This is a genomic window from Mycobacterium sp. E1715, from assembly GCF_001667625.1.
In the GTDB taxonomy this organism is placed as follows: domain Bacteria; phylum Actinomycetota; class Actinomycetes; order Mycobacteriales; family Mycobacteriaceae; genus Mycobacterium.
This window is the reverse complement of the sequence record NZ_LZJJ01000250.1, coordinates 1-22,628: the sequence shown is the minus strand read 5'-3', so window position 1 is coordinate 22,628 and position 22,628 is coordinate 1. Positions and strand designations below refer to the sequence as shown.

At 68.8% G+C, this 22,628-nt stretch carries 11 protein-coding genes and 3 pseudogenes; 6 read left to right on the top strand and 8 right to left on the bottom strand.

All coding sequences use genetic code 11. The features are described from left to right. Positions 1-60 precede the first annotated feature (60 nt). Positions 61-249 carry an AMP-binding protein gene (locus A9X03_RS28450; RefSeq protein ID WP_231969166.1) on the top strand — a complete coding sequence of 63 codons (189 nt, stop codon included), beginning with the start codon at positions 61-63 and terminating at the stop codon, positions 247-249. On the opposite strand, the pseudogene A9X03_RS13425 reads toward A9X03_RS28450, so the two are convergent. The 5 genes and pseudogenes from A9X03_RS13425 to A9X03_RS13405 form a co-directional block, all read right to left on the bottom strand. After that, a pseudogene (locus A9X03_RS13425) lies at positions 192-4,976 on the bottom strand (non-ribosomal peptide synthetase); the annotation flags it as partial. The gene A9X03_RS28450 and the pseudogene A9X03_RS13425 overlap by 58 nt on opposite strands. Next, on the bottom strand, positions 4,973-7,972 hold the full coding sequence (gene mbtD, locus A9X03_RS13420; protein ID WP_068261468.1) for a mycobactin polyketide synthase MbtD: 3,000 nt from the start codon (positions 7,970-7,972) through the stop codon (positions 4,973-4,975). The pseudogene A9X03_RS13425 and the gene mbtD, both read right to left, overlap by 4 nt. Beyond that, a complete protein-coding gene (locus A9X03_RS13415) occupies positions 7,972-9,288 on the bottom strand; it encodes a polyketide synthase (protein ID WP_068261465.1) in 1,317 nt (438 codons plus the stop codon). The genes mbtD and A9X03_RS13415 overlap by 1 nt, the downstream gene beginning before the upstream one ends. After that, positions 9,281-10,045, bottom strand: coding sequence for a thioesterase II family protein (locus tag A9X03_RS13410; protein ID WP_067748377.1), 765 nt, complete (start codon positions 10,043-10,045; stop codon positions 9,281-9,283). The genes A9X03_RS13415 and A9X03_RS13410 overlap by 8 nt, the downstream gene beginning before the upstream one ends. Continuing rightward, positions 10,042-13,557: a non-ribosomal peptide synthetase gene (locus A9X03_RS13405; RefSeq protein ID WP_068261461.1), complete on the bottom strand. Its 3,516-nt coding sequence runs from the start codon at positions 13,555-13,557 to the stop codon at positions 10,042-10,044. The genes A9X03_RS13410 and A9X03_RS13405 overlap by 4 nt, the downstream gene beginning before the upstream one ends. Positions 13,558-13,656: 99 nt before the next feature. Between A9X03_RS13405 and A9X03_RS13400 the strand changes: the two genes are divergently transcribed. Beyond that, on the top strand, positions 13,657-15,315 hold the full coding sequence (locus A9X03_RS13400; protein ID WP_067748373.1) for a (2,3-dihydroxybenzoyl)adenylate synthase: 1,659 nt from the start codon (positions 13,657-13,659) through the stop codon (positions 15,313-15,315). Positions 15,316-15,326: 11 nt separating this feature from the next. Here the strand turns inward: A9X03_RS13400 and A9X03_RS13395 are convergent, their stop codons facing one another. After that, positions 15,327-15,941, bottom strand: coding sequence for a TetR/AcrR family transcriptional regulator (locus tag A9X03_RS13395; RefSeq protein ID WP_067748371.1), 615 nt, complete (start codon positions 15,939-15,941; stop codon positions 15,327-15,329). An 87-nt stretch (positions 15,942-16,028) separates the two neighbouring features. Beyond that, positions 16,029-16,775 (bottom strand): maleylpyruvate isomerase family mycothiol-dependent enzyme, encoded by a 747-nt coding sequence (locus A9X03_RS13390; RefSeq protein WP_082969657.1) that lies wholly within the window; start codon positions 16,773-16,775, stop codon positions 16,029-16,031. A 947-nt stretch (positions 16,776-17,722) separates the two neighbouring features. Between A9X03_RS13390 and A9X03_RS13385 the strand changes: the two genes are divergently transcribed. From A9X03_RS13385 to A9X03_RS13375, 3 genes are all read left to right on the top strand, one after another. After that, positions 17,723-19,105 carry a condensation domain-containing protein gene (locus tag A9X03_RS13385; RefSeq protein WP_067890014.1) on the top strand — a complete coding sequence of 461 codons (1,383 nt, stop codon included), beginning with the start codon at positions 17,723-17,725 and terminating at the stop codon, positions 19,103-19,105. Between the two features lie 86 nt (positions 19,106-19,191). Then, positions 19,192-20,547 (top strand): hypothetical protein, encoded by a 1,356-nt coding sequence (locus A9X03_RS13380; RefSeq protein WP_067779994.1) that lies wholly within the window; start codon positions 19,192-19,194, stop codon positions 20,545-20,547. Then, positions 20,541-21,791: a hypothetical protein gene (locus A9X03_RS13375; protein ID WP_067779991.1), complete on the top strand. Its 1,251-nt coding sequence runs from the start codon at positions 20,541-20,543 to the stop codon at positions 21,789-21,791. Before A9X03_RS13380 ends, A9X03_RS13375 begins: the two co-directional genes overlap by 7 nt. 77 nt (positions 21,792-21,868) lie before the next feature. Here A9X03_RS13375 and A9X03_RS13370 read toward each other — a convergent pair. Further along, positions 21,869-22,468, bottom strand: a pseudogene (locus A9X03_RS13370) (acyl-CoA synthetase); the annotation flags it as partial. Here A9X03_RS13370 and A9X03_RS13365 point away from each other — a divergent pair. Next, a pseudogene (locus tag A9X03_RS13365) lies at positions 22,466-22,628 on the top strand (acyl-CoA synthetase); the annotation flags it as partial. The pseudogenes A9X03_RS13370 and A9X03_RS13365 sit on opposite strands and share 3 nt — an antisense overlap.

Sequence of the window (22,628 nt, the reverse complement as noted above, 5' to 3'; positions counted from 1 at the left end):
TGCGGCGATCGGCAGCTCGATTACCCAGCGCTGCACCGCCTTTCGGACCGCCTGGCGGCGTTGCTTGCCGCGCGCGGTGTCGGGCCGGGGTCGTTGGTCGGGCTGTCGATGCGGCGCGGCATCGACCTGGTGGTGGCGCTGGTGGCCATCATGAAGGCGGGCGGCGGTTACTTCCCCATCGATCCGGGCTATCCGCGCGCGGCAAGCAACGCCGCCAGGCGGTCCGAAAGGCGGTGCAGCGCTGGGTAATCGAGCTGCCGATCGCCGCAGCGCACCGCGATCCGCCCGGTCCCCCAGCCTCGGCTGGGCTCCAGCAATTCCCCAATGGTGCGCGGCCGGTCGTGCGGCGGTCGCTCGCCGCGGCTCCAGTGCTCCAGCACGCGGTGCCGCTCTGCGGCGTCGGTCAGCTGCACGTCGCGCAAACTTTGGTCGACATTGTCGGCAAATGCGGTGACCACCCGAGTCAGCCAGCCGGCGAATCGCTCGATCGTGGCCCTGCTGTACAGCTCGGTGCGGAAGATCAGATTGCCGTTGTATCCGCCGCCGTCAGAGCCGTCGGTGCCGAAGAAGTTGACACTGAGGTCGGCGTGCGCCATGTCGAAGACCGGGTCCAGCGAGGTGCACACCGTGTCTTGCTCGCCCTCGCCGGAGCCTTGCTCGATCACGCGCGTCGCGGGCAGGTGGTCGCGGACGTGCACGACCACCTGAAAGAGCGGGTTGCGCGACAACGAACGGACCGGGCTGACGCTGTCGACCACGCGGTCGAACGGCAGGTCCTGATGGGCGTAGGCGGCCAGCGCCGTTTCCCGTGCGCGGGCCAGCAACTCGCGCAGCGTCGGGTTGCCGGTCAGATCGTTGCGCAGCACCAGGATGTTGACGAAAAACCCGATCAGCTGATCCAATTCGGCCTCGGTGCGCCCGGCGACCGGGGTGCCCAGCGGGATGTCGAGCCCACCACCGGCTTTGTGCAGCACCACCGCGACGGCCGTTTGCAAGAGCATGAATTCGGTGATGCCCAGCTCGCGGGACAACTCGGCGAGCTTGGCGCGGGTGGTCGCGTCGATGCCGAAGTCGACGGACTCTCCCTCGCCGCTGGGCACCCGCTGGCGCGGGAAGTCGGGCCGCAGCCCGCTGTCCTCGGGCAGCCCGGCCAGTTGGCGGATCCAGTACTCGCGCTGCTGGGCGGCGACAGCGGACTCCTGACCGCTCGCATCGCCGAGGAACTCCCCCTGCCACGCGGCGTAGTCGGCGTACTGCACGCGCAGCGGCGCCCACGCCGGGGCTTCCCCCGCCCGCCTGGCCCGATACGCGGTCATCACGTCGGCGAACAGCACCCCGGCCGACCAGTGGTCGGAGGCGATGTGGTGGACCACCAGCGACAGGACGTGCTCGGCGTCATCGGCGGTGCGCAGCACCGCGACCCGAATCGGCAATTCGCGGTCCAGTTCGAAGCAGTGCCTGCGCTCGGCGTCCAATTCCCGTTGCAGCCAGGCTTGATCGGGGCCGGAGGCCCGGCGCACGGAAACGTCACCCGCGGATCCGACCACCTGATACGGCACGCCATCCAGCTCCACGTAGGAGGTGCGCAGGATTTCATGCCGGGCAACGACGTCCCCGACGGCGGCGACCAGGGCATCCATGTTCCACGGCCCGCTCAGTTTCGCGGCGAAGGGAATGTTGTTGACCCAGCTTGGCCCGTCGACGCGATAGGCGAACCAGCTGCGCAGCTGTGAGGCCGACACCGGCATCGGCTCGTCGTGGGCCGTGGCGATCAGCTTGGGCCGCGACTGGCGAAGCTCGCCGGAACTGAGCTGGTCGACCCGCTCGGCCAACGCGCTTACCGTCGCCAGTTCGAAGACGTCGCGGATGCCGACCTCCACCCCGCACTCGGATCGGATCGCGGTGACCAGTTTCGTGGCCACCAGCGAATGGCCGCCCAGGTCGAAGAACGAGTCGTCGAGCCCCACTCGGTCGTGACCGAGCAACGCGGAAAACAATGCGGCGATGCGTCGTTCGGCGGGTGTGACCGGATCGCGGTATTCGGCGGCCGCCGCGATCTGGGGCTGGGGCAGCGCGGCGCGGTCGATCTTGCCGTGGGCCGTGATCGGGATCTCGTCGAGCGCCACGTAGGCGGCCGGTGTCATGTAGTCCGGGAGCGCCGCGGCCACCCGGGCTCGGATCCGTTCGACGTCAACGGTTTCCGGGTCCGCTCCCGGCACCGGCGTGACGTATCCCACCAGGCTCTTGCCCAACCGCGGCAGGTCCATGGCCAGCACCACCGCCTGCCCCACGCTGGGGTCGACCGAGATGGCGGCGGCGATCTCGCCCAGCTCGATGCGGAAGCCGCGGATCTTGACCTGCTCGTCGGCGCGTCCGACGAACTCGATGTCGCCGTCGGCGTTGCGGCGGGCAAGGTCGCCCGAGCGGTACAGCCGGCCGCCCGGCGTGAACGGGTCGGCGACGAATCGCTCGGCGGTCAGCCCGGGCCTGCGGTGGTAGCCGTGCGCGACATGCGTTCCACCGATGTATATCTCGCCGATCACCCCCGCGGGGACCGGGCGCAGTGCGTTGTCGAGGAGGTGGACCTGGGTGTTGATCTTCGGGCGTCCGATGGGCACCACCCGGGTGCCCTGGGTGCCCTCCACCGGGTAGCTGGTGCAGTTGACCACGGTTTCGGTCGGGCCGTAGAAATTGCACAGCAGCGCATCGAAGGTGGCATGGAACTTGTCGGCGATCTCACCCGGCAGGGCCTCCCCGCCGATGGGGACTCGGCGCAGGGTGCGCCATTGGCTGACGCCGGGCAACGAGAGGAACAGACCGAGCAGCGACGGCACGAAATGCATCGAGGTGATGCCTTCGCGGCTCAGCAGGTCGGTCAGGTAGCCGATGTCGCGGAGCCCGTCGGGCCGCGGGATCACCAGCCGGGCACCCATGATCAACGTGCCGAAGATCTCGCCCATCGACACGTCGAAGCTCGGCGACGCAACCTGCAAGAGCCGGTCGGTCTCGTCGACGCGGTACTCGTCACCGAACCAGACGAAGTACTCGGCGATCGGTGCGTGCGGCACCGGCACGCCCTTGGGCAGCCCGGTCGAACCCGACGTGTAGATCAGGTAGGCGGTGTTGTCCGGGCTCAGCGGCCTGATCAATTCGCTGGGCGCGGTGGCCGGGTACTCCGACAGTCCGGGAATGGGTTCGCGCAGCACGAGTTTGGCGTCGGCGTCGCCGAGGATGAAGGTCAGCCGATCCTCGGGGTAGGTGGGATCCACCGGCAGGTAGACCGCGCCCGCCTTCAGCACTCCGAGCGCGGTGATGACCAATTCGGGTGACTTGTCCAGCAGCACCGCGACGCGGTCCTCGGTGCCGATGCCCTGCTCGATCAGCCAGTGCGCCAAGCGGTTCGACTCTTCGTCGATCTCGCGATAGGTGTACTCGCGGCCCTCGTACACGACGGCGATGGCGGCCGGTGAGAGCGCCGCCCGGCGGGCGACCAGCGCCGGCAAGGTGGTGGGCGGGGTTTCGAATCTGTCGCCGGTCGAGGCGCGGCGCAGCCACGCGGCGTCGTCGGTATTCATCAGCGCGCACGCCGACAGCGCCGTGTCGGGGTTCGTCAGCATGTCATCCAGCAACACGGCGTAGTGCCGCAGCAGCTGGTCGACCAGCTGCCGATCCAGCACTTCCACCAGGTATTCGGCTTCGATCCATCCGGCGCCCGTGCGGTCCAGCTCGACCATGAAACTCAGTGGCAGCTGGTTGAAATGGCCGCGCAACTCCCCGCGCGCGCACCGCACCCCGGGCGGGCAGAAACCGGCGCCGTCGGGCTCGCGCTGTCCGAAGCTCACCCGGGTCATCCGGTCGGCGCCGTGCCGGCGGTCGGGATTGGATTCGCGGACCAGCCAGTCCAGGTCGGCGCGCGAATGGGCGAAGGCACCCACCGCGCGGTCCCGGGTTTCGGTCAGCAGTTCTCGGAACGTCTGATGGGGCCCTGGCCGCAGCCGAATCACCACGGTGTTGCCGTAGTACCCGATCGCCGATTCCGTTCCGACGCCGCGGTTGAGCACCGGAGCGGCGATCAGGAAGTCGGTCGACTGGGTGTAGCGGTGCACCAACGCGGCGAACGCCGCCATCAGCACCATGTACGGGGTGGCGCCCGTCTCCCGCGCGAGCGCCGCCGCCCGGTCGATGGTGGCCGCCGACAACGGCATCGCGGTGCGTTGGGCCCGCCAGGTGCTTGGCACCACCGATCCGTTGGGACCCGGAAGTTCAAGTGGCTCGGGTAGATTCGCCATCTGGCGGCGCCAGTATTCGTGGTCTGCGGCGGGATCCGCGGCTTCGTCCGGCGGTGGGGCCGCCTGCGGGGGCTCGTCGGCGAAGCCGTCCGGATCGACGTACGCGCGGGTCAGGTCGGCGAAAAACGGCGCCCACGAGGCATCGTCCCAGGCGACGTGGTGGACGGTGATCAACAGCATCAGCTCGGTGGCCGAGAGCCGCGCCACGGTGACCCGCAGGGGTGAATCCGTGGCCAGGTCGAAGGGCCGACGGAAATCCCGCTGCGCCAGCACGTCCAGCCGCAACCGCCGGGACTGATCGGTCAGGTCCGACAGGTCGTGCTCGGCCCACTCCGGGCGCAGCTCTTCGCGGATGACCGGATACGGGTCGCCGTCGGCGCCCGTGGCATACGTCGTATGCAGCAGGGCGTGGCGCGCGGCCACAGCGTCCACCGCGTGCCGCAACCGTTGGATGTCGACCGCGCCGCTGACGCGATAGGAAACACAGACGTTGAGCAGCGCGCTGTCGGGGTCCAGCGACTGCACGAACCACATGCGGTGCTGTCCGACGGACATGCGCGGCCCTTCGGCGGTCGCAACGGGCGAAGCGGCGGGCGGGCTGGCCAGGCCGCGTTCGGCGATCTTGCGGCGCAACAATTCCAGGCGCTCGTCGTCGAGCCGTGCGCCGGCTTGGGTGGTGTCCGTCACGCGGGGAGTCCAACCTTTCTGGCTTCGCGAACGTCGGGTTTCGCGCCTTCGCGGGGCTCACCGGAGCCGGCGCGCAACGCATCGATCAATTCGTTGAGGGTGATCCCGCCGAGCATGCGAGCCACCGGAACCGAGCGTCCGACCGTCCGGCGTAGCCGCTTACGCAAATCGAGTGCGAGCAAGGAATCCACCCCAAGGTCGATCAGCGGTGCGCTCGCGTCGATCGAGACCGAGTCATCCAGGTGCAGTGTCGCGGCGACGTCCGCGCGCACCACGTCGGCCAGCGATCTGGCGGCGGGGTGGACCGCTCCCCCGTCGCTGCCGCGGGACACGCGGAAAGGCGTTGGCATGCCCTGGCTTTCGAAGAACACCGCGAGCCGGTCGAAATCCGCGTCGAAGATCAGCGGATCGCCGTCATTGCGGTGGAAGCCGGCCTCGATCGCCGCGTCGGGCACCATCGCGGTCAGACCGGAGCGTTCGGTGCGGGCGATCTCGTCGGCCGCCACGACGCCCGCGGCCTGCCACAGTCCCCACCGGATCGCCACGCAGTCGTGACCCCCGCCGCGCAGCTGGGCGACCAGCACGTCCAGCATCCGGTTGGAGGCGGCATAAGCGGCGTGGTGGTGACCACCCCACACTCCGAACACCGACGAGCAGGCCAGGATTCGGCACTCCGGACGCAGCGGCCACCGCTGCGCCAGCAGGGCCAGGCCACGCACCTTGGCGGCACACACCGTCGCCACGTCGGTTCCGGTCAGCTCGGCGAGGGAGCGCGCCTGGGCGGTGCCGGCGGTGTGAATCAGCATCGACGCCCCCGCGCCGGCGTGTCTGACGGCCTCGGCCACGGCGACCGGATCGGTGATGTCGCAGCGCAAGGCGCGTACCTCGGTGTCGTGGTTGTCGGTCAGCCGGCGCAGTACGTCCCGGTCGAGACCGTTGCGGCTCAGCAGCGTGACCGTCCGCGCCCCCCGTTCGATGCAGTATCGCGCGTACTGCAGGCCGATGGCGCCGCTCCCGCCGGTGATCACCACGTTGTCCAGTGCGGCAGCGTCCAGCGGCCGACCGGTCGCCGGGTCGCGGCAGTCCCGGAACGTCCGGATGTACCGTCGCGGTACTTCACTTCCGCGCAGCGCCACCTCGGCCGCCTCACCGAGCAGCACCTCGACGACGGCGCGCGCGCTCCGCGCGTCGAGGTCGCGGCCCGGCAGGTCGAGATGCCCGAAGGCCTGGTCGCTGAATTCGAAGCCGGCGCTGCGATGCATCGCGCCGAGCGCTGCCTGTGCCGGTGATACGTCGGTGTCGTCCGGGTCGATGCTCTCGCCGGCCGCGGTGAGCAGCCAGACGGCCCGGCAGCGCGGGCCGATCAGGGCGGCGTAGTCCGGGAGACCCGCGTCCGGCCGGCCGGCGATCTGCGCGATCGCCGATGCGGGGTCGCGCTCGTCGAGCCCCGGGGCGACGACGGCGACGATCTCCGCATCGTGCGGCGCGACCACCCGGCAACCGCCCTGTGCGTCAACGGCTTCCATCAGCCTCCGCGTCAACGCGTCCTCCGCGTCAGGGCCGAAGAATCCGATGTCGGCACCCGCAGCGTCCGATGGGGGGGCGGGTTGCCAGGCCTCGACGGCGACGGTGAGCGAAGGGGCCGGTGCCGTGTCGATCAGCGGCTCGGGCGCTGCCCACAGGTGGACCGCCCGCATGGGCGCGTTGGGGAACCCGCGCAGCGGCCGCCGGACACCGCCGGGCATGGTGTTGGCCCACTGGCAGCCGGGATCGGCGGTCGCCACGGTCGCGATGTTTTTCGCCAGCACGTCGGTGATGGCTCCCTCGCGGTGGCCCGAGCCGGCGACCACGCTCGTTCGCTCGTCGATCAGGTCCGCGAGCGGGTACAGCAACGAAGGATGCGCGGACAACTCGACAAAAGTGGTGGCGCCGAGTTTCTGGGCGGTCGTGACCGCATTATCGAAACGCACCGTGTTACAGAGATTTTCGTACCAGTACTGAGAGAAGTCCGCCCCGCCGCCCACCGCGGCACCGAAGGTCGAGCCGACGAATCTGACCGGGCTGTCCCGGAAGGCCGAGCGGGGAAACCGCTCGGTCAACTGCGCGCGCAACGGCCGCAGCACACTGGTGTGTCCCGGGTAGTCCACGGACAGCTGACGGGCGAACATCCCCCGCTGCCGGGCCAGCAACACGGCGGCCGCCACGGCGTCGCGGTCTCCGGACACCACGGTCGACGAGGGGCCATTGACGGCCGAGACTTCCAACCAGCCCGCGGCTTCCGCGATCAGGGACTCGGCCTCGTCGACCCCGGCCCCGAGCACGACCATGGCGTATTGACCCGCCAACTGGTCGACGATGGTGGCGCGGGCTCCGACCAGGGCGACCGCGTCGGGCAACGAGATCGTCCCGGCGACGTAGGCGGCCGCGACCTCGCCGAGGCTGTGGCCGATGGTGATTGCGGGGAGCACACCGTGGAATCGCCATTCGTAGGCCAGGCTGACCGCGTGGGTGAATTGTGCTCCTTGTATCTCGGTCCGCGACCAGTCGCGATCGTCCCCTCCGGTCAGGTAGGGCAACGGCGACGGCAGTCCCGCAGCGAGGAAGGCCTGCGCGCATCGGTCGGCCGCGGCCCGGTATGCCGAAAGTCGTTGATAGGCCTCGGCTCCCATCGATTGCCATTGGTTGCCCTGTCCGGGAAACACGAAAGCGATGCACGGCGCGGCACCGAGCGAGGACCGGGTCACCAGCGGGTGCTCTTCGCCGCGGGTTAGGGCGAGCAGCCCGCCTGCGAGCTCGGCGCGGTCGGCCGCCCGGACCACCGCACGGTGCCGCCGCATCCGACGCAGCCGCAGCAGGCTGGACCCTATCGCCGCGGGGTCCGCGTCGGTGCGGTCCAGATAGTCCAGGATCGCTCGGGCGTCGTTGACGATCAGCTCTTCGTCGTGCGCGGTGAGCAACACGGGTACGCGACCGTCGGGCAGTGGGGATTCGAGCATCACGCGACCTCGGGGAGGGAGACGATCACGTGTGCGTTGGTGCCGGCGATGCCGAAGGCCGACGTCGCCGCGGTCCGTCGGCCGGCGACCGCCGGCCATGGGGTCAGGGTCGTGGCCAACCGCAACCCCTGGCTTTCCCAGTCGATTTCCGGGCTCGGGTCCGCCGCGTGCAGGGTCGGTGGGATCGCCCCGTGTTCGGCGGCGACCACGACCTTGGCCAGCCCGAGTGCGCCGCTGGCCGCGAGGGCGTGCCCGAGGTTGGACTTCACCGAGCCGAGCAGTGCGCCGCAACCGGGTGCCGTGTCGCCATAGGTTTGCGCCAGCGACCGCAGTTCCGTGCGGTCGCCCAGGCGGGTGCCGGTGCCGTGGCCCTCGACCATGCCGACCTCGTCCGGCCGAATCCCGGCCTGCGTCATGGCACGGCGAAACAGGCGAATCTGCGCTTCACCGCTGGGCGCGCTGAGGCCGGCGCTGCGGCCGTCTTGGTTGACGGTGGTGGCGCGGACCTCGGCGACGACCTCGCGGCCGGCGCGCAAGGCGGCCGATTTGCGTTGCAGCACAAACATCGCCGCCCCCTCGGCCCACACCGTTCCGCTGGCCTGGGCGCTGTAGGGGCGGCAGTGCCCGTCGTCGGAGAGGGCGTGTTGCTTGGAGAATTCGACGAAGAATCCCGGCGATCCCAGGACGTTCACCCCGCCGGCCAGCGCCAGGTCGCAGTCGCCGTCTTGGATCGACCGCACCGCGACGTGGAATGCGGCCAGCGCGGACGCGCACGACGAGTCCACCGTCAGCGCCGGGCCGGCCAGCCCCAGCGTGTACGCGACCCGGCCGGAGATCACGCTCAGCGCGGTTCCGGCGAGCAGGTGCCCGCTGTGCTTCGAGAAGTTGGCCATCTGCGGCCCGTACCCGGTGGCCGAGGCGCCGACGAAACAACCCACGTCGTGCCCGGCCAGGTCGTCGGGATTGATGCCGCTGTTCTCCAGCGCGCGCCAGGAGACGCGGAGCACGACGCGCTGCTGGGGGTCCATGGCAACGGCCTCCCGCGGGGAGATGCCGAAGAACTCGGGATCGAAGGTTGTTGCACCCGTGAGGAATCCACCGCGATCATGGATTTCCTTGAAGCCGCTCCGCCGCGATCCGGCGAGCAGCTCGCTCACCTGCCAACCGCGGTCCGTGGGGAACGGGCCCAGCGCCTCACGGCCGCGCGACAACAACTCCCAGTACTTCTCGGCGGTGTCGATGCCGCCCGGCGCTTCGAGGGCCATGCCGACGATCACGACCGGATCGGCCGCCGCGTCGAACCTGTTGTCAGACATCGGCGTTCACCCGTTCGGCCACGGCGTCGATGTGCTCGTTGAGATAGAAATGGCCGCCGTCGTACAGGAACAACTCGAAGTCGCCCGCGGTGTGGTTCTCCCAGAGCCGCAGCGCGGCCGGATCGACGCGGTGGTCGTCGCGCGCCCCCAATACCCTGATGTCGGCGCGAATGCGGACGCAGGGAGCGCACTCGTAGCGATTGATCGCTTGGTAGTCGGCTCGCACCGCGGTCGTCAACAACTCCGCGAACTCCTCGTCGGCGAGCAGTTCGGGGTCGGTGCCGCCGAGATCGGCGATGTCGGCGAGCAGGCCGTCGTCGGAGGTGGGGAGTTGCGGCATCGTGGCGACCGCCGACGGTGCGGGCCCGGCCGAGACCCACAGGCGCTGCACCGCGGTGTCGTGGGATTCGGCGATCCTCGCGAATTCGAACGCCACGACGGCACCCATGCTGTGGCCGAACAGCCGAAGCGGCGCGACGCGACTCCACGGCCCCGCGTCGAACAGGCCCCGGGCGAGGTCGTGCACTGTGTCGGGGGCCGGGTGACTGAGCCGGTCCGCGCGCTGTGGGTACTGCACGATGTAGGTGTCCCCGCCCAAGGCCAGTGCGGCGGCCACCGACCGATAGCTTGCCGCGGAGGCGCCGGCGTGCGGAAACACGACGGTCGCGCCGGCGCGTCGGCGTGCGCTCCCGCCGGACACCCGCTTGATCCAGGATGCGAACTCCGTCGGCACGCTCAGCACAGGGTCGGATGTCATTGTGCCGTCTCGGTTTTCGCGGTGTGTCGACCGGCCGACAGCACCGCGTCGGCGTCCAGGTGGATGACTTCCAGGTACAGCTCGGCAACCTGGTCCAGCCGCGCGTCGTCCCGCTCGCGGTCGGTGAGCAAATTCGCCAGTGCCGCCACGGTTCTCGTGGCGAAGATGTCGGCGACCATGACATTCGGGGTGTCCAGCCAGGTGCGGATACGGCCCACGGCCTGGGTGGCGAGCACCGAATCACCCCCGAGCGCGAAGAAGTCGTCGTCACGCCCCACCCGCTCCGCGCCGAGTAGGTCACCGAGCAGCGTCGCGAGCGCCGATTCCAGCGGCGTCGCCGGGGGACGGTAGCCGGGCTGCTCGGCCACGGAAATCGCGGCGCCAAGGTGGCGCGCGACGGCACGGCGGTCGATCTTGCCGGCGTTGGTGAACGGGATCCGCTCCACGAGTGCGAAGTGGCGCGGAACCATATGCGCGGGAACGAGTTCGGCCATCAGCTTCGCAAGCCCCTCGGCGGACGGCTGTGCACCGCTGGACATTTCGGGGCACACGGCGGCGGCCAGGATCTCCGAGCCCCCGGGTCCCGGGAGCAGGGCCGCCACCGCTATGGCCACTCCGGGGAGTCGGCGCAACGCCGCCTCGATCTCGCCGAGTTCGACGCGATAGCCGCTGATCTTGACCCGGTGATCGGCACGGCCGACGAACTCGCAGGTGCCGTCGGGCCAATACCTGGCCAGGTCGCCGGTGCGGTACCACCTGCGGCCCGCGTGCTCGACGAAGCGCTCCGCGGTGAGATCGGGACGCCCGCGATAGCCCCGCGCGATGCCGCGGCCGGATACCCACAGCTCGCCGGCGACCCAGTCCGGGCAGTCGTCACCCGCCTCGTTGACGACACGGCAGGCGTTGTTGGTCAGCGGCACCCCGTAGGGCAGAGCGGTCCAGTCGGCCGGCAGCGCGTCGGGGTCGGCCACTTCGAAAATCGTGTTGTGGACCGGTGTCTCGGTCGCTCCGCCCAGACCGGCGAACCGTAGGTTGGGTGCCTCGGCCCGCAGCCGGCGGGCCAGCTCCGGGCGCACCCAGTCCCCGCCGGTGGGAATCACCCGCACGGAAGACAGCCGGCCGCGGCCGACTTCGATCAGCATCTCCAGCCAGCCCGGCATGAAGTGCAGCACGGTGACTTGGTGGGTGTCGATGAGCCGGGCCCAGGCGTCGGGGTCGCGGCGCTGCGATTCGTCGACGACCACGATCGAGCCGCCCGTCCGCAGGGTCACGAAGATGTCCATCACCGAGATGTCACCCTCGAGCGTGGACAGAGCCAGGCATCGATCCGCCGGGCCGATGTCGAAGTGGCGGGCGATGAACTCCACCGTGTTCATCGCGGCGTCGTGGGTCACCTCGACACCCTTCGGCTCCCCGGTCGAGCCCGAGGTGAACAACACGTAGGCCAGCTCAGCGGGATCGACTCTCGCCGGCCGGATCTCGGGCGCGAGCTGCGCGTCGCGCAGCACGTCGGCGAGGCAGAGCTCGGGCACCTTCAGGTTCAGTCGCTGCCCACCGCACACCACGGCCAGGCGCACAGCACCGGTGTGCAAGATGCGCTCCGCGCGGTCGCGAGGCTGGTCGACGCCGATCGGCAGGTAAACCGCGCCGATGCCCAGGATGCCCAGCAGCGCGGGCACTTGCTCGGCGGTCTTGGGGCCCATCACCGCGACCGTGTCGCCGGGGCCGACACCCGCCGTGCGCAACGCGGCGGCCACCGCCAGCGCCTGCTCGCGCAGCTGCCCGTAGCTGACGTCCCCCGAGCCGGCGAATATCGCGGGCGCGTCGGGCTGTTGCTCGGCCTGCCGAAAGAACCCGTCGTGCAATGCTTCTCCGCTGGGTTCGGCGGTGCGGCCGTTGACCGCGTCGCGCACCGCGCGCTGGGCGTCCGACAGCGGCGGCGGCCCCATCGCCTCCCAGCTGTCGTCGGCGGAGGCCAGCCTGAGCAGTTCGTCGATGTGGTAGGCGAACATGGCGTCGACGACACCCGGGGCGAAGACGCCGTCGCGGACGTCCCAATTCACCAGCACGCCGCCGTCAAACTCGGTGACCTGAGCGTCGAGCAGCACCTGCGGACCCTGGGAGATGATCCACGCGGGTGTGCCGAATTGGGCGGTGACCTCTCGGCTGAACAGCTCGCCGAGTCCCAGCGCGCTGGTGAATACCACCGGCGCCAGCACCTGGGTGCCGCGATGGCGGCTGAGGTCGCGGAGCACCGACAGTCCGGGATAGGCGGCGTGGGTGGCGGCGGACCGCATCGCGTCCTGCACGGCCCCGGCCCGCGCCACCGGGGTGCGCGCGCCGGTGAGGTCCACATCCAGCAGCAGCGACGATGTGAAATCGCCGACCAGCGAGTCGACTTGGGGGTGCAAAGGCTGGCGCCCGAACAGCGGCACATTCAGCAGGAAGCGCGAGGTGGTGGACCAGCGCGCCAGGGCGTTGGCGAAGGAGGCGGCCAGCGTCATCGCGGGCGTGACCCCGCGGGCATGAGCGCGGGAAAACAGCGCGTCCCGGGTCTTCGGGTCCAGCCAGTGCCAGAGCCGGGCGCTCCTACGCGAACCGCGGTCGCCGGTGGTGGGCAGCGCCGGCGGGTCCGGGAGCTGCGGGATGCGTTGCGCCCACCACTCGCGGGCGGCGTCGCGGGCCGGTTGGGGCCGGGCCTCTTCCGCCTCGATCGCGTCGCGGTAGCGCCGATACGTGTAGCTCAGCGCGGGCAGGTCGTGACCGAGGTAGAGAGCGGCAAGATCGGACATCAAGGTGCGATAGCTCATCGCGTCGGCGGCCTGCATGTCCAGATCGACGTGCAGGCGCGAACGTTCGCCCGGCAGCAGCGTCAGGGCAAGCTCGAACACCGCGCCGTCGAGCTGCTGGTGCGATTTGGCGTCGCGGATGGCGGCCAGCCGCGCATCGACCCCGTCGCCGTCCAGGTGGCGCAGGTCCTCGACGGTGACCGGGAATTCGTCACCGGCCGCCGCGATGCGTTGGGTGCCGTCGGGCAGGAACTCAACCCGCAGCATGGGGTGGCGCCGGGCCAGCTCTTTGGCGGCCGCACGCAGCCGCGCGGGATCGATCGGGCCGCCGTCGAATTCGACGTAGAGGTGGCCGGCCACCCCGCCGAGCTGCTGGCTGTCCTGCCGGCCGACCCACATCGCGTGCTGCATCGGGGCGAGCGGGAAGGGCTCGCCGTCGGCCCCCGGCGCCGCCTCGCTGGCAGCCTTGTGATCGCTTGGCTCGGTCGCCGGCTCGGCGGTCACCAGCTTGGCCCAGGCCTCGACCGTGGGAGTTTCGGCCAGCGTGGCGAAATCGACGGCGATGCCCTGACGGCGCCAGCGACCCGCCAGGGTCATCATCCGAATGGAGTCCAGCCCTTGACCGATGAGGTTGGTGGTTGGGTGGACGTCGTCGACACCGACGCCCAGCAGTTCGGCTACCTCTGCCCGGACGTCTGCCGGGCGCGCCGAGGCACGCACCACGAACCCTCCCTGAATTAGCACAGGCTGCCCTAAGTTGTGGTGGTTACCCTATCCTTACTCACGAATCGCCGCTACTACGCCCCCCGCCTGAGGACCTCGATGACCGCGAACGCACGGCAACCCCTGGCCGGGGCCCTCGAAGGGTTTGTGCCGTTCCCCGCCGACCGCGCCGCCGCGTATCGGGCGGCCGGCTACTGGACTGGGCGCACTTTGGACAGCATCCTCAGCGACGCCGCGCGGCGCTGGCCCGACCGAACCGCCGCGCTCGACGCCGCGGACGGCTTCGGCTTGAGCTACGCGCGGCTCGACGAGCGCGCCGGCCGCGCCGCCGCGGGACTGCGGGCACTGGGCATCGCGCCCGGCGACCGGGTGCTGCTGCAATTGCCGAACGGTTGCCAGTTCGCGGTGGCGCTCTTCGGGCTGCTGCGGGCGGGCGCCATCCCGGTGATGTGTCTGCCCGGCCACCGGGCGGCCGAATTGGGGCACTTCGCCGCCGTGAGCGGGGCCACCGCGTTGGTGATCGCCGACGCGGCCAACGGTTTCGATTACCGCGCCATGGCGCGCGCTCTCGTCGCGGACCACCCGACGCTCGCCCACGTCATCGTCGACGGTGAGCCGGGCTCGTTCACCTCGTGGACGCAACTATGCGGTCAGGCCACCGCCCCACCTCCGACGCCGCCGGCCGACCCCGGATCGCCTGCCTTGCTTCTCGTTTCGGGCGGCACCACCGGCACCCCCAAACTCATCCCCCGCACCCATGACGACTACGTGTTCAACGCGACCGCGAGCGCACAGGTGTGCCGGCTCACCGCCGACGACGTCTATCTGGTGCTGCTCTCGGCGGGGCACAACTTCCCGTTGGCCTGCCCCGGCCTGCTCGGCGCCATGACGGTGGGCGCCACCACTGTGTTCGGCACCGACCCCAGCCCCGAGGCCGCCTTCGCCACCATCGAGCGCCACGGCGTCACCGTCACCGCTCTGGTGCCGGCCCTGGCCAAGCTGTGGGCGCAGGCCTGCGGGTGGGAGCCGGTGACGCCGAAGTCCCTGCGGCTCTTGCAAGTTGGCGGGGCGAAATTGGAGCCAGACGACGCCCGCATGATCCGTGCCGCGTTGACGCCGGGGCTACAGCAGGTGTTCGGAATGGCGGAGGGGCTGCTGAATTACACCCGCCCGGGCGATCCGCCCGAGGTCGTCGACCACACCCAGGGGCGGCCGCTGTGCGTGGCGGACGAATTGCGGGTGGTCGACGCGGACGGCGAACCGGTCGCGCCGGGCGAGGAAGGCGAGCTCCTGGTGCGCGGGCCGTACACGCTCAACGGCTACTACCGTGCCGAGCGCGACAACGAGCGCTGCTTCGACCAGGACGGCTTCTTCCGCAGCGGTGACCTGGTCCGGCTGCGGCGCGACGGGTACCTGACGGTCACCGGACGGGTCAAGGACGTGATCTGCCGGGGCGGCGAAACCATCTCCGCGGCGGACCTCGAGGAGCAGATGCTCACTCACCCGTCGATCTTCTCCGCGGCCGCGGTGCCGCTGCCCGACCCGTACCTCGGCGAGAAGATTTGCGCGGCAGTCGTTTTCACCGGCACGGCGGTCACGTTGGCGGAACTGAACACCCACCTCGATCAGCGCGGCACGGCCGCCCACGCCCGGCCCGATGTGCTGGTCGCCATGGCATCGCTACCGACCACCCCGATCGGCAAGATCGACAAAAAGGCGATCGCGCGCCAGATTTCGGCCGGGCAAGCGCCAAGCTGACAACGGATGAGTCAGCTGTCCTTGTCGCGCAGGGCGTTCAGCAGCCGGTCCATCACCGCGCCGGCATCCGCGCGCGCTTGGCGCTGGTCGTCAGCGCGGGCGATGTAAAGCGTCGCCTCGCGCAGCGCCCCCATGACGGTTAGGGCCGTCGCCTCAACGGGCTGGCGCGGGATGCTGCCGGACTCGATCGCGTCATTCAGCAGCGCCGTCACGAATCCGATGTTGTACCGATGCCCGATGTCGCTCCAGCGTTCCCAGCCCAGCACCGCGAGCGCCTCCAGCAGCACGATGCGCTGAACCTCGGGATCGGAGCACGCGTCCAACCAAAGGCCCGCACACAATCGCATGATCTCGACCGGGTCGGTGTGCCCCGCGGCCGCGACGGCGTCGACCATGCGCGCGGCCATCTCGCCCTCCACCTGCTCGAAAACCGCGGCGAAAAGCTCTGTCTTGTCGGCGAAATGGTGATACAGGGCCCCGCGCGTCACACCCGCGTCTCGCACGATGGTCTCCAGGGACGCCTCCGCGAATCCCAGCGATGCGAACAGGGGACGGGCGGCGCTGATCAATGCGCCCCGCGTGTCGGCGGCACGCTCGGCCTGTGTCCGGCGACCATCCTGCGCCATGCAACCCTTACCTTTCACACCCCGTATGCATTCTCATACATACCGTATGAAGGCGGCGGGAGGCGCCACCGCGGGAGGCGGCGTCGGTCAGAACACCCTGAGCCGGCGGACGATGTCCAGAGCCGACGGGTCCCCGTCCGCCTGGACGGCCAGGCCGTCCCAGGTGCCGCGCTGAGTGACCCAGCGGACGAACGCTTGCGAATCGGAGGTGATCCGCGCGGTCACATCGCCCCGGGTGCCGAGCCGCAGGGTTCGGGCACACAACCCGTCAAGCCGGACCTCGACTCCAGTGCGTAATGCGTTGAGCAGCTGGGTGTTCTGTTGCGGGAGGGCCGCCTCGATCCAGTCGAGCGTGGGGCCAAGCCGCAGCTCGTCGACCGTGGGCGGATCCGACTGCAACGGTCCATTCGGAGCGAACAAGTCGTACCGGAGATGGATGAAGGACTCGAAGACGAAGGTGGTGGGCACCACCGAGGCCGGATACGTTCCGACGTCCCCAATCGGTATCTCGACGTCTTGGCCCTCCACCGCGGCGAGCAACTCCAGCCCTCGCGCACTGACTGCCTCGTAGTCGGCCAGGACGTCTGCGGGCGTCATCCAGCGACGTGACTCCACATAGAGGTCAGCGGCGCGTTCGGCGGGCAGCCCACCGGGATCGGGCAACGTCGATGGATCGACCGCCAACCAGTAGCTACACGCCATGTGCGACACCAGATCCTGAACAGACCATCCAGGACATCCGCTGTCCTTCGCCCACATCGAAGCGGGCAATTCCGAGCAGACCTCCAAAACAACTCCGCGTTCCTTCGCAATGGCATCGAGCGTGGCACTCACTATCCCTCACCCTCCTAGATACATACCGTATGTATAAACATACACACTGTATGTATGGAGTCAAGGCTTCACGGATCTCCGATCCCACCGTTGACTTTCGGCAACACCCGTGGCTAATCGTCTTCCTGCGCCGGCGTTTCCGCTCGCGGCCAAAACGGTTGCCAACAGCCAGGTCTGGCAAAGCACGCAGAAGGGTTCCCGTGCCGGGACGCCTGGCCGGCGTGCCTCCGCGGCAAAGAGGGCGGCCCGGACGCGTACGACCTTCCCAGCCGCTCCGTCAGCGCGCGCTGGGCCGAATGTAAGGCGTTGCGGCACATCGGGATAGCCCGGCCGTGGTATCTCTCGGGCGTTCGCGTCGGGTTCGGTCGCACTCAAAGGGAGACCGCGGCAGCCCCTTTCGCATTTTGGATGGCCCGTTCGTCCGATGGATGACGTGGGCAGAAGATTACTTCGACCGGTACTATTCCGCCTTAACCGAACCTGAGATATGGTGATCGCGGCGCCGTTCCGCAGGCCCGGGGGTGACAAGAATTGCATCGCCACGATAGCGCCCGCTATCCGGTGATGGTCGGGCCGAGGCGTCGAGTAAAAGGCTTTTAGTAGTTATCTTGAGTTAGCCGCGCGCGAAATATGCGATCCGCGTTGCGGTTACCTCGCACGGCAAGACGACGGCGATCGGCGAGTCTTCTGCATTCTCGTGCGATTGTCACGCCCGAGGAGAATCTTCAATGACTGCGCCCCGCGACGCTGTGACTGCTTTCGCGGCGTCAACTCGGACCAGCGTGAGCCAAATCACTTCTGCGCATTCCACGCAGCTAGCGGCAGCGCCACTTGCTGGGCTCGTGGTGCGCAATTCCCTCGGCGGTCGAATTCATCCGGCAACCAATGCACGGTCACGTTAAGGTCATCCGGACCGGCGTCGCCTACTGACGGAGGAAAGGTCGCGCATGTTCCTGGGCACGGTTGACGACTGGACAGCCGAGGGCACCGTCGTATCGTGGTTTCCCACCGCCAGCACCTACGAGCAGGCAGCCGACGCGCAATACCATCCGGCGGCGGTCAGTTATCAGCAGTCGCAGCATCTTCGGTATTACCGACGCCAGGTCAACCGCGGCCGCGATATCCCGCGATTGTGCATAGGAGCCTGGGAGATTTGGGGCGTCTGCGACATAGACGCGATGACCCACGCGCTGAACAGCCATGTGCGGCGGCACGACGCCTATCATGACCGGTTCGCCTTCGACGACGGCGACGAGGTGGTTCGCCACGTTATCGCCGACCCCGAGACCATCACGTTGGAAGCAACGGATCTCGGCGAAATGGCGCCGCATCAGATTCGCAAACTGATTCTCGATACGCCCGATCCGCTGCAATGGGACTGCTTCAGCTTCGGAATCATCCAGGGCGAAGACCGCTTCACCATCTACATTGCCGTCGATCATCTGCGCGCCGACGGCATGTCGGCGGGTGTGATTTTCCTGGACATTCAGACGGCGTATTTCTCCGCGCTGCAGAAGTCACCCGTTGTGCCGATACCCGCACCCAGCCACCGCGAATACAGCGCGCGGCAACGCGCATTCACTGCGAGCCTCGATGTCGATTCGCCCGAAATTCGGTGTTGGCGGGCGTTTCTCGCGGCGAACAATGGACTGCTCCCCAGATTTCCCCTGGAACTGGGCGAGGCGTCCGCCGATACGCCAGGGGCCATCGAAGTGTTCGACCTGATCGATGACGACCAGGGCCGGCGATTCGAGGCGGTGTGCCGCGCCGCGGGAGCCCGCTTCAGTGGTGGGGTGTTCGCCTGCGCTGCCCTGGCCGAGCACCGGTTGACCGGCGCACCCACCTACTTCGGCCTCACCCCGTTCGACAACCGGCGAGATCCCGCGCACGCCGCGGCCGTCGGGTGGCTGGCCAGTTTCGTCCCGTTGGCGATACCCACCGCCGGTGCGTCATTCGACGAGGTGGTCATCGCTGCCCAGACATCCTTCGACACCAACACGGCCCTCGGCGCGGTGCCCTACTACCACCTACTCGAGACGACGTCCGACGAGGTCGAGGTTCCGGACCGGCCCGTCCCGATGTTGTCCTTCATCGACATCCGAAAGCTGCCGTTCGGTGACTACTTCGATGGTTTGCGGGCCGGCATCTGGGGCGACAACCGGCTGTCGGAGACGGTGTGCATGTGGGTCAATCGCATGCACACCGGGACCCAACTGGTGGTCGCTTACCCGGGCACCGACGTCGCCCGCGAGTCCGTCCAGCGCTATGTCGATACGATGCGTGCCGAGTTCACGAGGGTGTGCGACGCCGGGGTGCACAGCCGCACCTGATGGATTTACGTTCTCCCACGCGAGGTCCCGATGTCAGCACCCGGACACACAGACGTGTCGCGGGGTCGCGACGTAGCCAAGCCGGGATGGCTGCGCGGAGGTTGGCACTGCTGGACCAGGCCGCATTCTTACGGCTGCGCGCCACCGGTCAAGGCAGTACGGTGCAGTGCACGTGGATATACGACCGAGACGTGAATGTCGACCAATTGCGGGTCTTCCGCGCCAATCTCGCCACCGGCCTGCTCGGACGGCGGATCGAGCGCTCGCCGCTGCCATTCGGGCGTCACCGCTGGGTGGCCGACCGCCGCTCACCCGATATCGCGCTGGAACCGTGCCGACCCCGGTCGGCGCTCGGTGCATGGGTCGAAAGACGCGCGCAGGTGCCCGTCGATCCCGAGCACGGCCCCACCTTCCACCTTGGCGTCCTGCCATTCGACGGTGGCGGTGCGGCGGTCACCTTGGTGGCATCACACTGTGTGGTCGATGGGCTCGGCCTCATAGCGGCGATCAGCGAGGCAGTCAACGCGGAAAGCGGCAAACATCGCTATCCACAGCCTAATTCACGTAGTCGGGCGCGCGCCGTCGTCGAGGACCTGGCCGGTGCGGCGCTCGCCGTACCGGGCGTCATCCGCGCGCTGATCGCGACTCTGGGGATCTTGTTCAAGGCGTCCTCCGGTCCCCGGGTTCCGCCCACGATGCCGCAGCCAGGTCCGCCCCCACCGGCCGACGACGAGCGCGCGGGCCTGCCATCGGTCACTTTGCAAACCGACGCCGCCGCATGGGAAGCCCGCGCGCACGCCCTAAACGGAACCGCCAACGCCCTATTCGTCGCATACGCGGCCCGGCTGGCCCACCGGATGGGCAGGGTGCTCGCCGACGGAAGCTCGGTGACGGTCGTGCTTCCGGTCAGCGACCGCAGCGCCGATGACGACCGGGCGAATGCGCTGACCTCGATCACGCTCACCGTCGACGGAGCGGCGGCGGCCGGCGACTTGAGCCGGGTGCGTAAGGATGTCAAGACGCTGCTGACGTCGCTGCAACGGCAACCCAACGAAATGCTCGCCGGATTGCCGCTCATTCCGTTCACGCCACGATGGCTGGTCCGGCGCGCCGAAGGCGTTGCCATGTCGACCGGCCAACTTCCGGTCGGCTGCTCGAATCTGGGGAACCTCGACGCCGCCGTGGGCCGCATCGACGGTGCGGACGCAGCCGAGGTCTGCATCCGGCTGGCCGAGCAGGGCGTCACCCGTCGCCGCATCGAGCAGAGCCATGGCCAATTGTTCTGCAGCACCGGAACGTTCAACGGTAGCCGGTTTCTCAACGTCATCGCCTGCCGAAGGGGGGCCGACAGTGCGGCGACCGCCCGCGAGCTCGCGTGCAGCGCGCTGGCCGACCTGCGGCTGTCCGCCACCACCGTCTACGAAGGCCGGACCGGATGGTGAACCTGGACGTCGAGCCGAACCGACGCGCACACCACCGCCGCTACGCGGCCTGCGCCGCCGCGATCGCGGCTTGGGCCCTGGTCGTCCTGTGGTTCGCGATCAAGGTCGTTCCGCTCGATGTGTACTGGATGTCGTACTACGCCGCCGATTACACGCATGGGTTCGTCCGCCGCGGACTCGCCGGTGAACTGGTTCGCTTGCTCCCCGGACATTACTTCGCGGTCGCGCTCGGTTTGCGGTGGCTCTCGACGGCGGTCTATCTGTGCGGTCTGGCAGCGGTCGCGGGCGTGGTGTTGTTGGGTCGCGGCCGGTCAGAGCGCGGGCTGATGGTTGTGCTGCTGATCCCGTTGCTCCCCTTCGGTGTCCCGTTCGCCGCGTACTCGGCCCGCCCGGACCTGTTCGGCGGGGCCGCCCTGGCGTTGTTTTCTTCCGCTTTGGTGTTGGTGCGATCCCGCAATATCGCGATGGCATGCTGTGCGGCCTACGGCGCCGCCATCGCGGCGCTGACACTGGTACACGAGGCGATCGGGCTGCAGTTCGCGCTGGGCGCCGTGTTGGCGATCGTCGCCCTGGGTGGTGCGCTGGAAAACGGCCGGGGCCCAGGCGCCCTGCTGGCGGTGACGCCGGGTGTCTGCACGACGGCCGCCGTGGCGGCCTTCGGCCGCCACCACATCGCGGCTCAGCTTTGTGCGTCGGTGCCCCGTCACGTGATGCCCAACCCGTTCGCGACGGTCACGTCGCCGGCGTCGCTGCTGCACTACGTTGTTGACGGGCAATCCGTTCGAACCGACTATCACGACTGGGTGTGCCGCAACGTGATGCCGAACTACGACAACGGAATCGGCGATGCTGTCCGCGCCGTCGGCCACATCGGCATGCTCGGTCTCACGGTCTCGCTGATCTTCGGCGCCGGTGCCCTCGCGCTGACCATGTGGGGACTCAGCGCCATATCGGGCGTGTCGCTCGGCACGTTTGTCGAGGCGCTGCGGGGCCGGATGACGTGGGTCGCCGGCGGGCTCCTGTTGATCTGCCCAGTCTTTGTGACCGGCTATGACTGGACCCGCTGGTTGACGGTCGTGACGTTCGATGTCGGCGTGGTCTTCATCCTCTACGCGGCGGGCAGGCCGGAGATCGAGCGCGAGCCCACGCCAAAAGCACTGCGTTCCTTCATCCTTCTCGCCGTCATACTGGCGCTGATCCCGGTAGGGGCGGTTCCGGGCTTCGGCGGACCACGGATGCTTTGAGCCCTGTCGCGTCCACTGCCGCGAAGCGCTCAATGATGGTATGCCCGGCGACTCGACCAGGCCTGTTTGACGATCGCCTAGCCTCCGGAGATACCCGCATACTTCTCGACCAGCTCCCGCTTGTACAGCTTGCCGGCATCGGTGCGCGGCAGGCACCCCTCGAAGTACAACCTACGGGGACACTTGTAGTGCGCCAGCCGATTTCGCAGCCAAGCGATCAGCTCCTCGGCGAGAACCGGGGAAGCCAGGCCTGGATCCGCCAGTTGCACCACTGCGGTCACCGACTGCCCCATCACCGGATCGGGCACGCCGAAAACGGCGGCGTCGACCACGAGCGGGTGACCGATCAGACAATTCTCGGTCTCCTGAGGATAGATGTTCACCCCGCCGGAGATGATCATGTGGTTGCGACGATCGGTGAGATAGAGGTAGCCCTCGTCGTCGAGATAGCCGACATCGCCTACGGTGACCCAGCCCTGCGCACTGCGCGCCGCCGCCGTCTGGGCTTCGTCGTTGAGGTACTCGAAGGGATAACCACCCTCGTAATAGATCTCACCGATCTGTCCAGGGCCGAGCTCGCTACGGTCGTCGTCGAGGATGTGCGGCGTGCCGAGAAGTGGCTTGCCCACCGAGCCCGGGTGAGCGAGCCACTCGTCGGCACGGATGAACGAGATGCCGGCGCCCCGTGTCCGCCCGAGATCAAGCGGCAGATGATCGACTGGTGGGGCCCGATCGTGGACGAGTACTACGGGTCATCCGAGGGCGCCGGCATCTCGTTCATCCGTGCCGACGAGTGGCTCGCTCACCCGGGCTCGGTGGGCAAGCCACTTCTCGGCA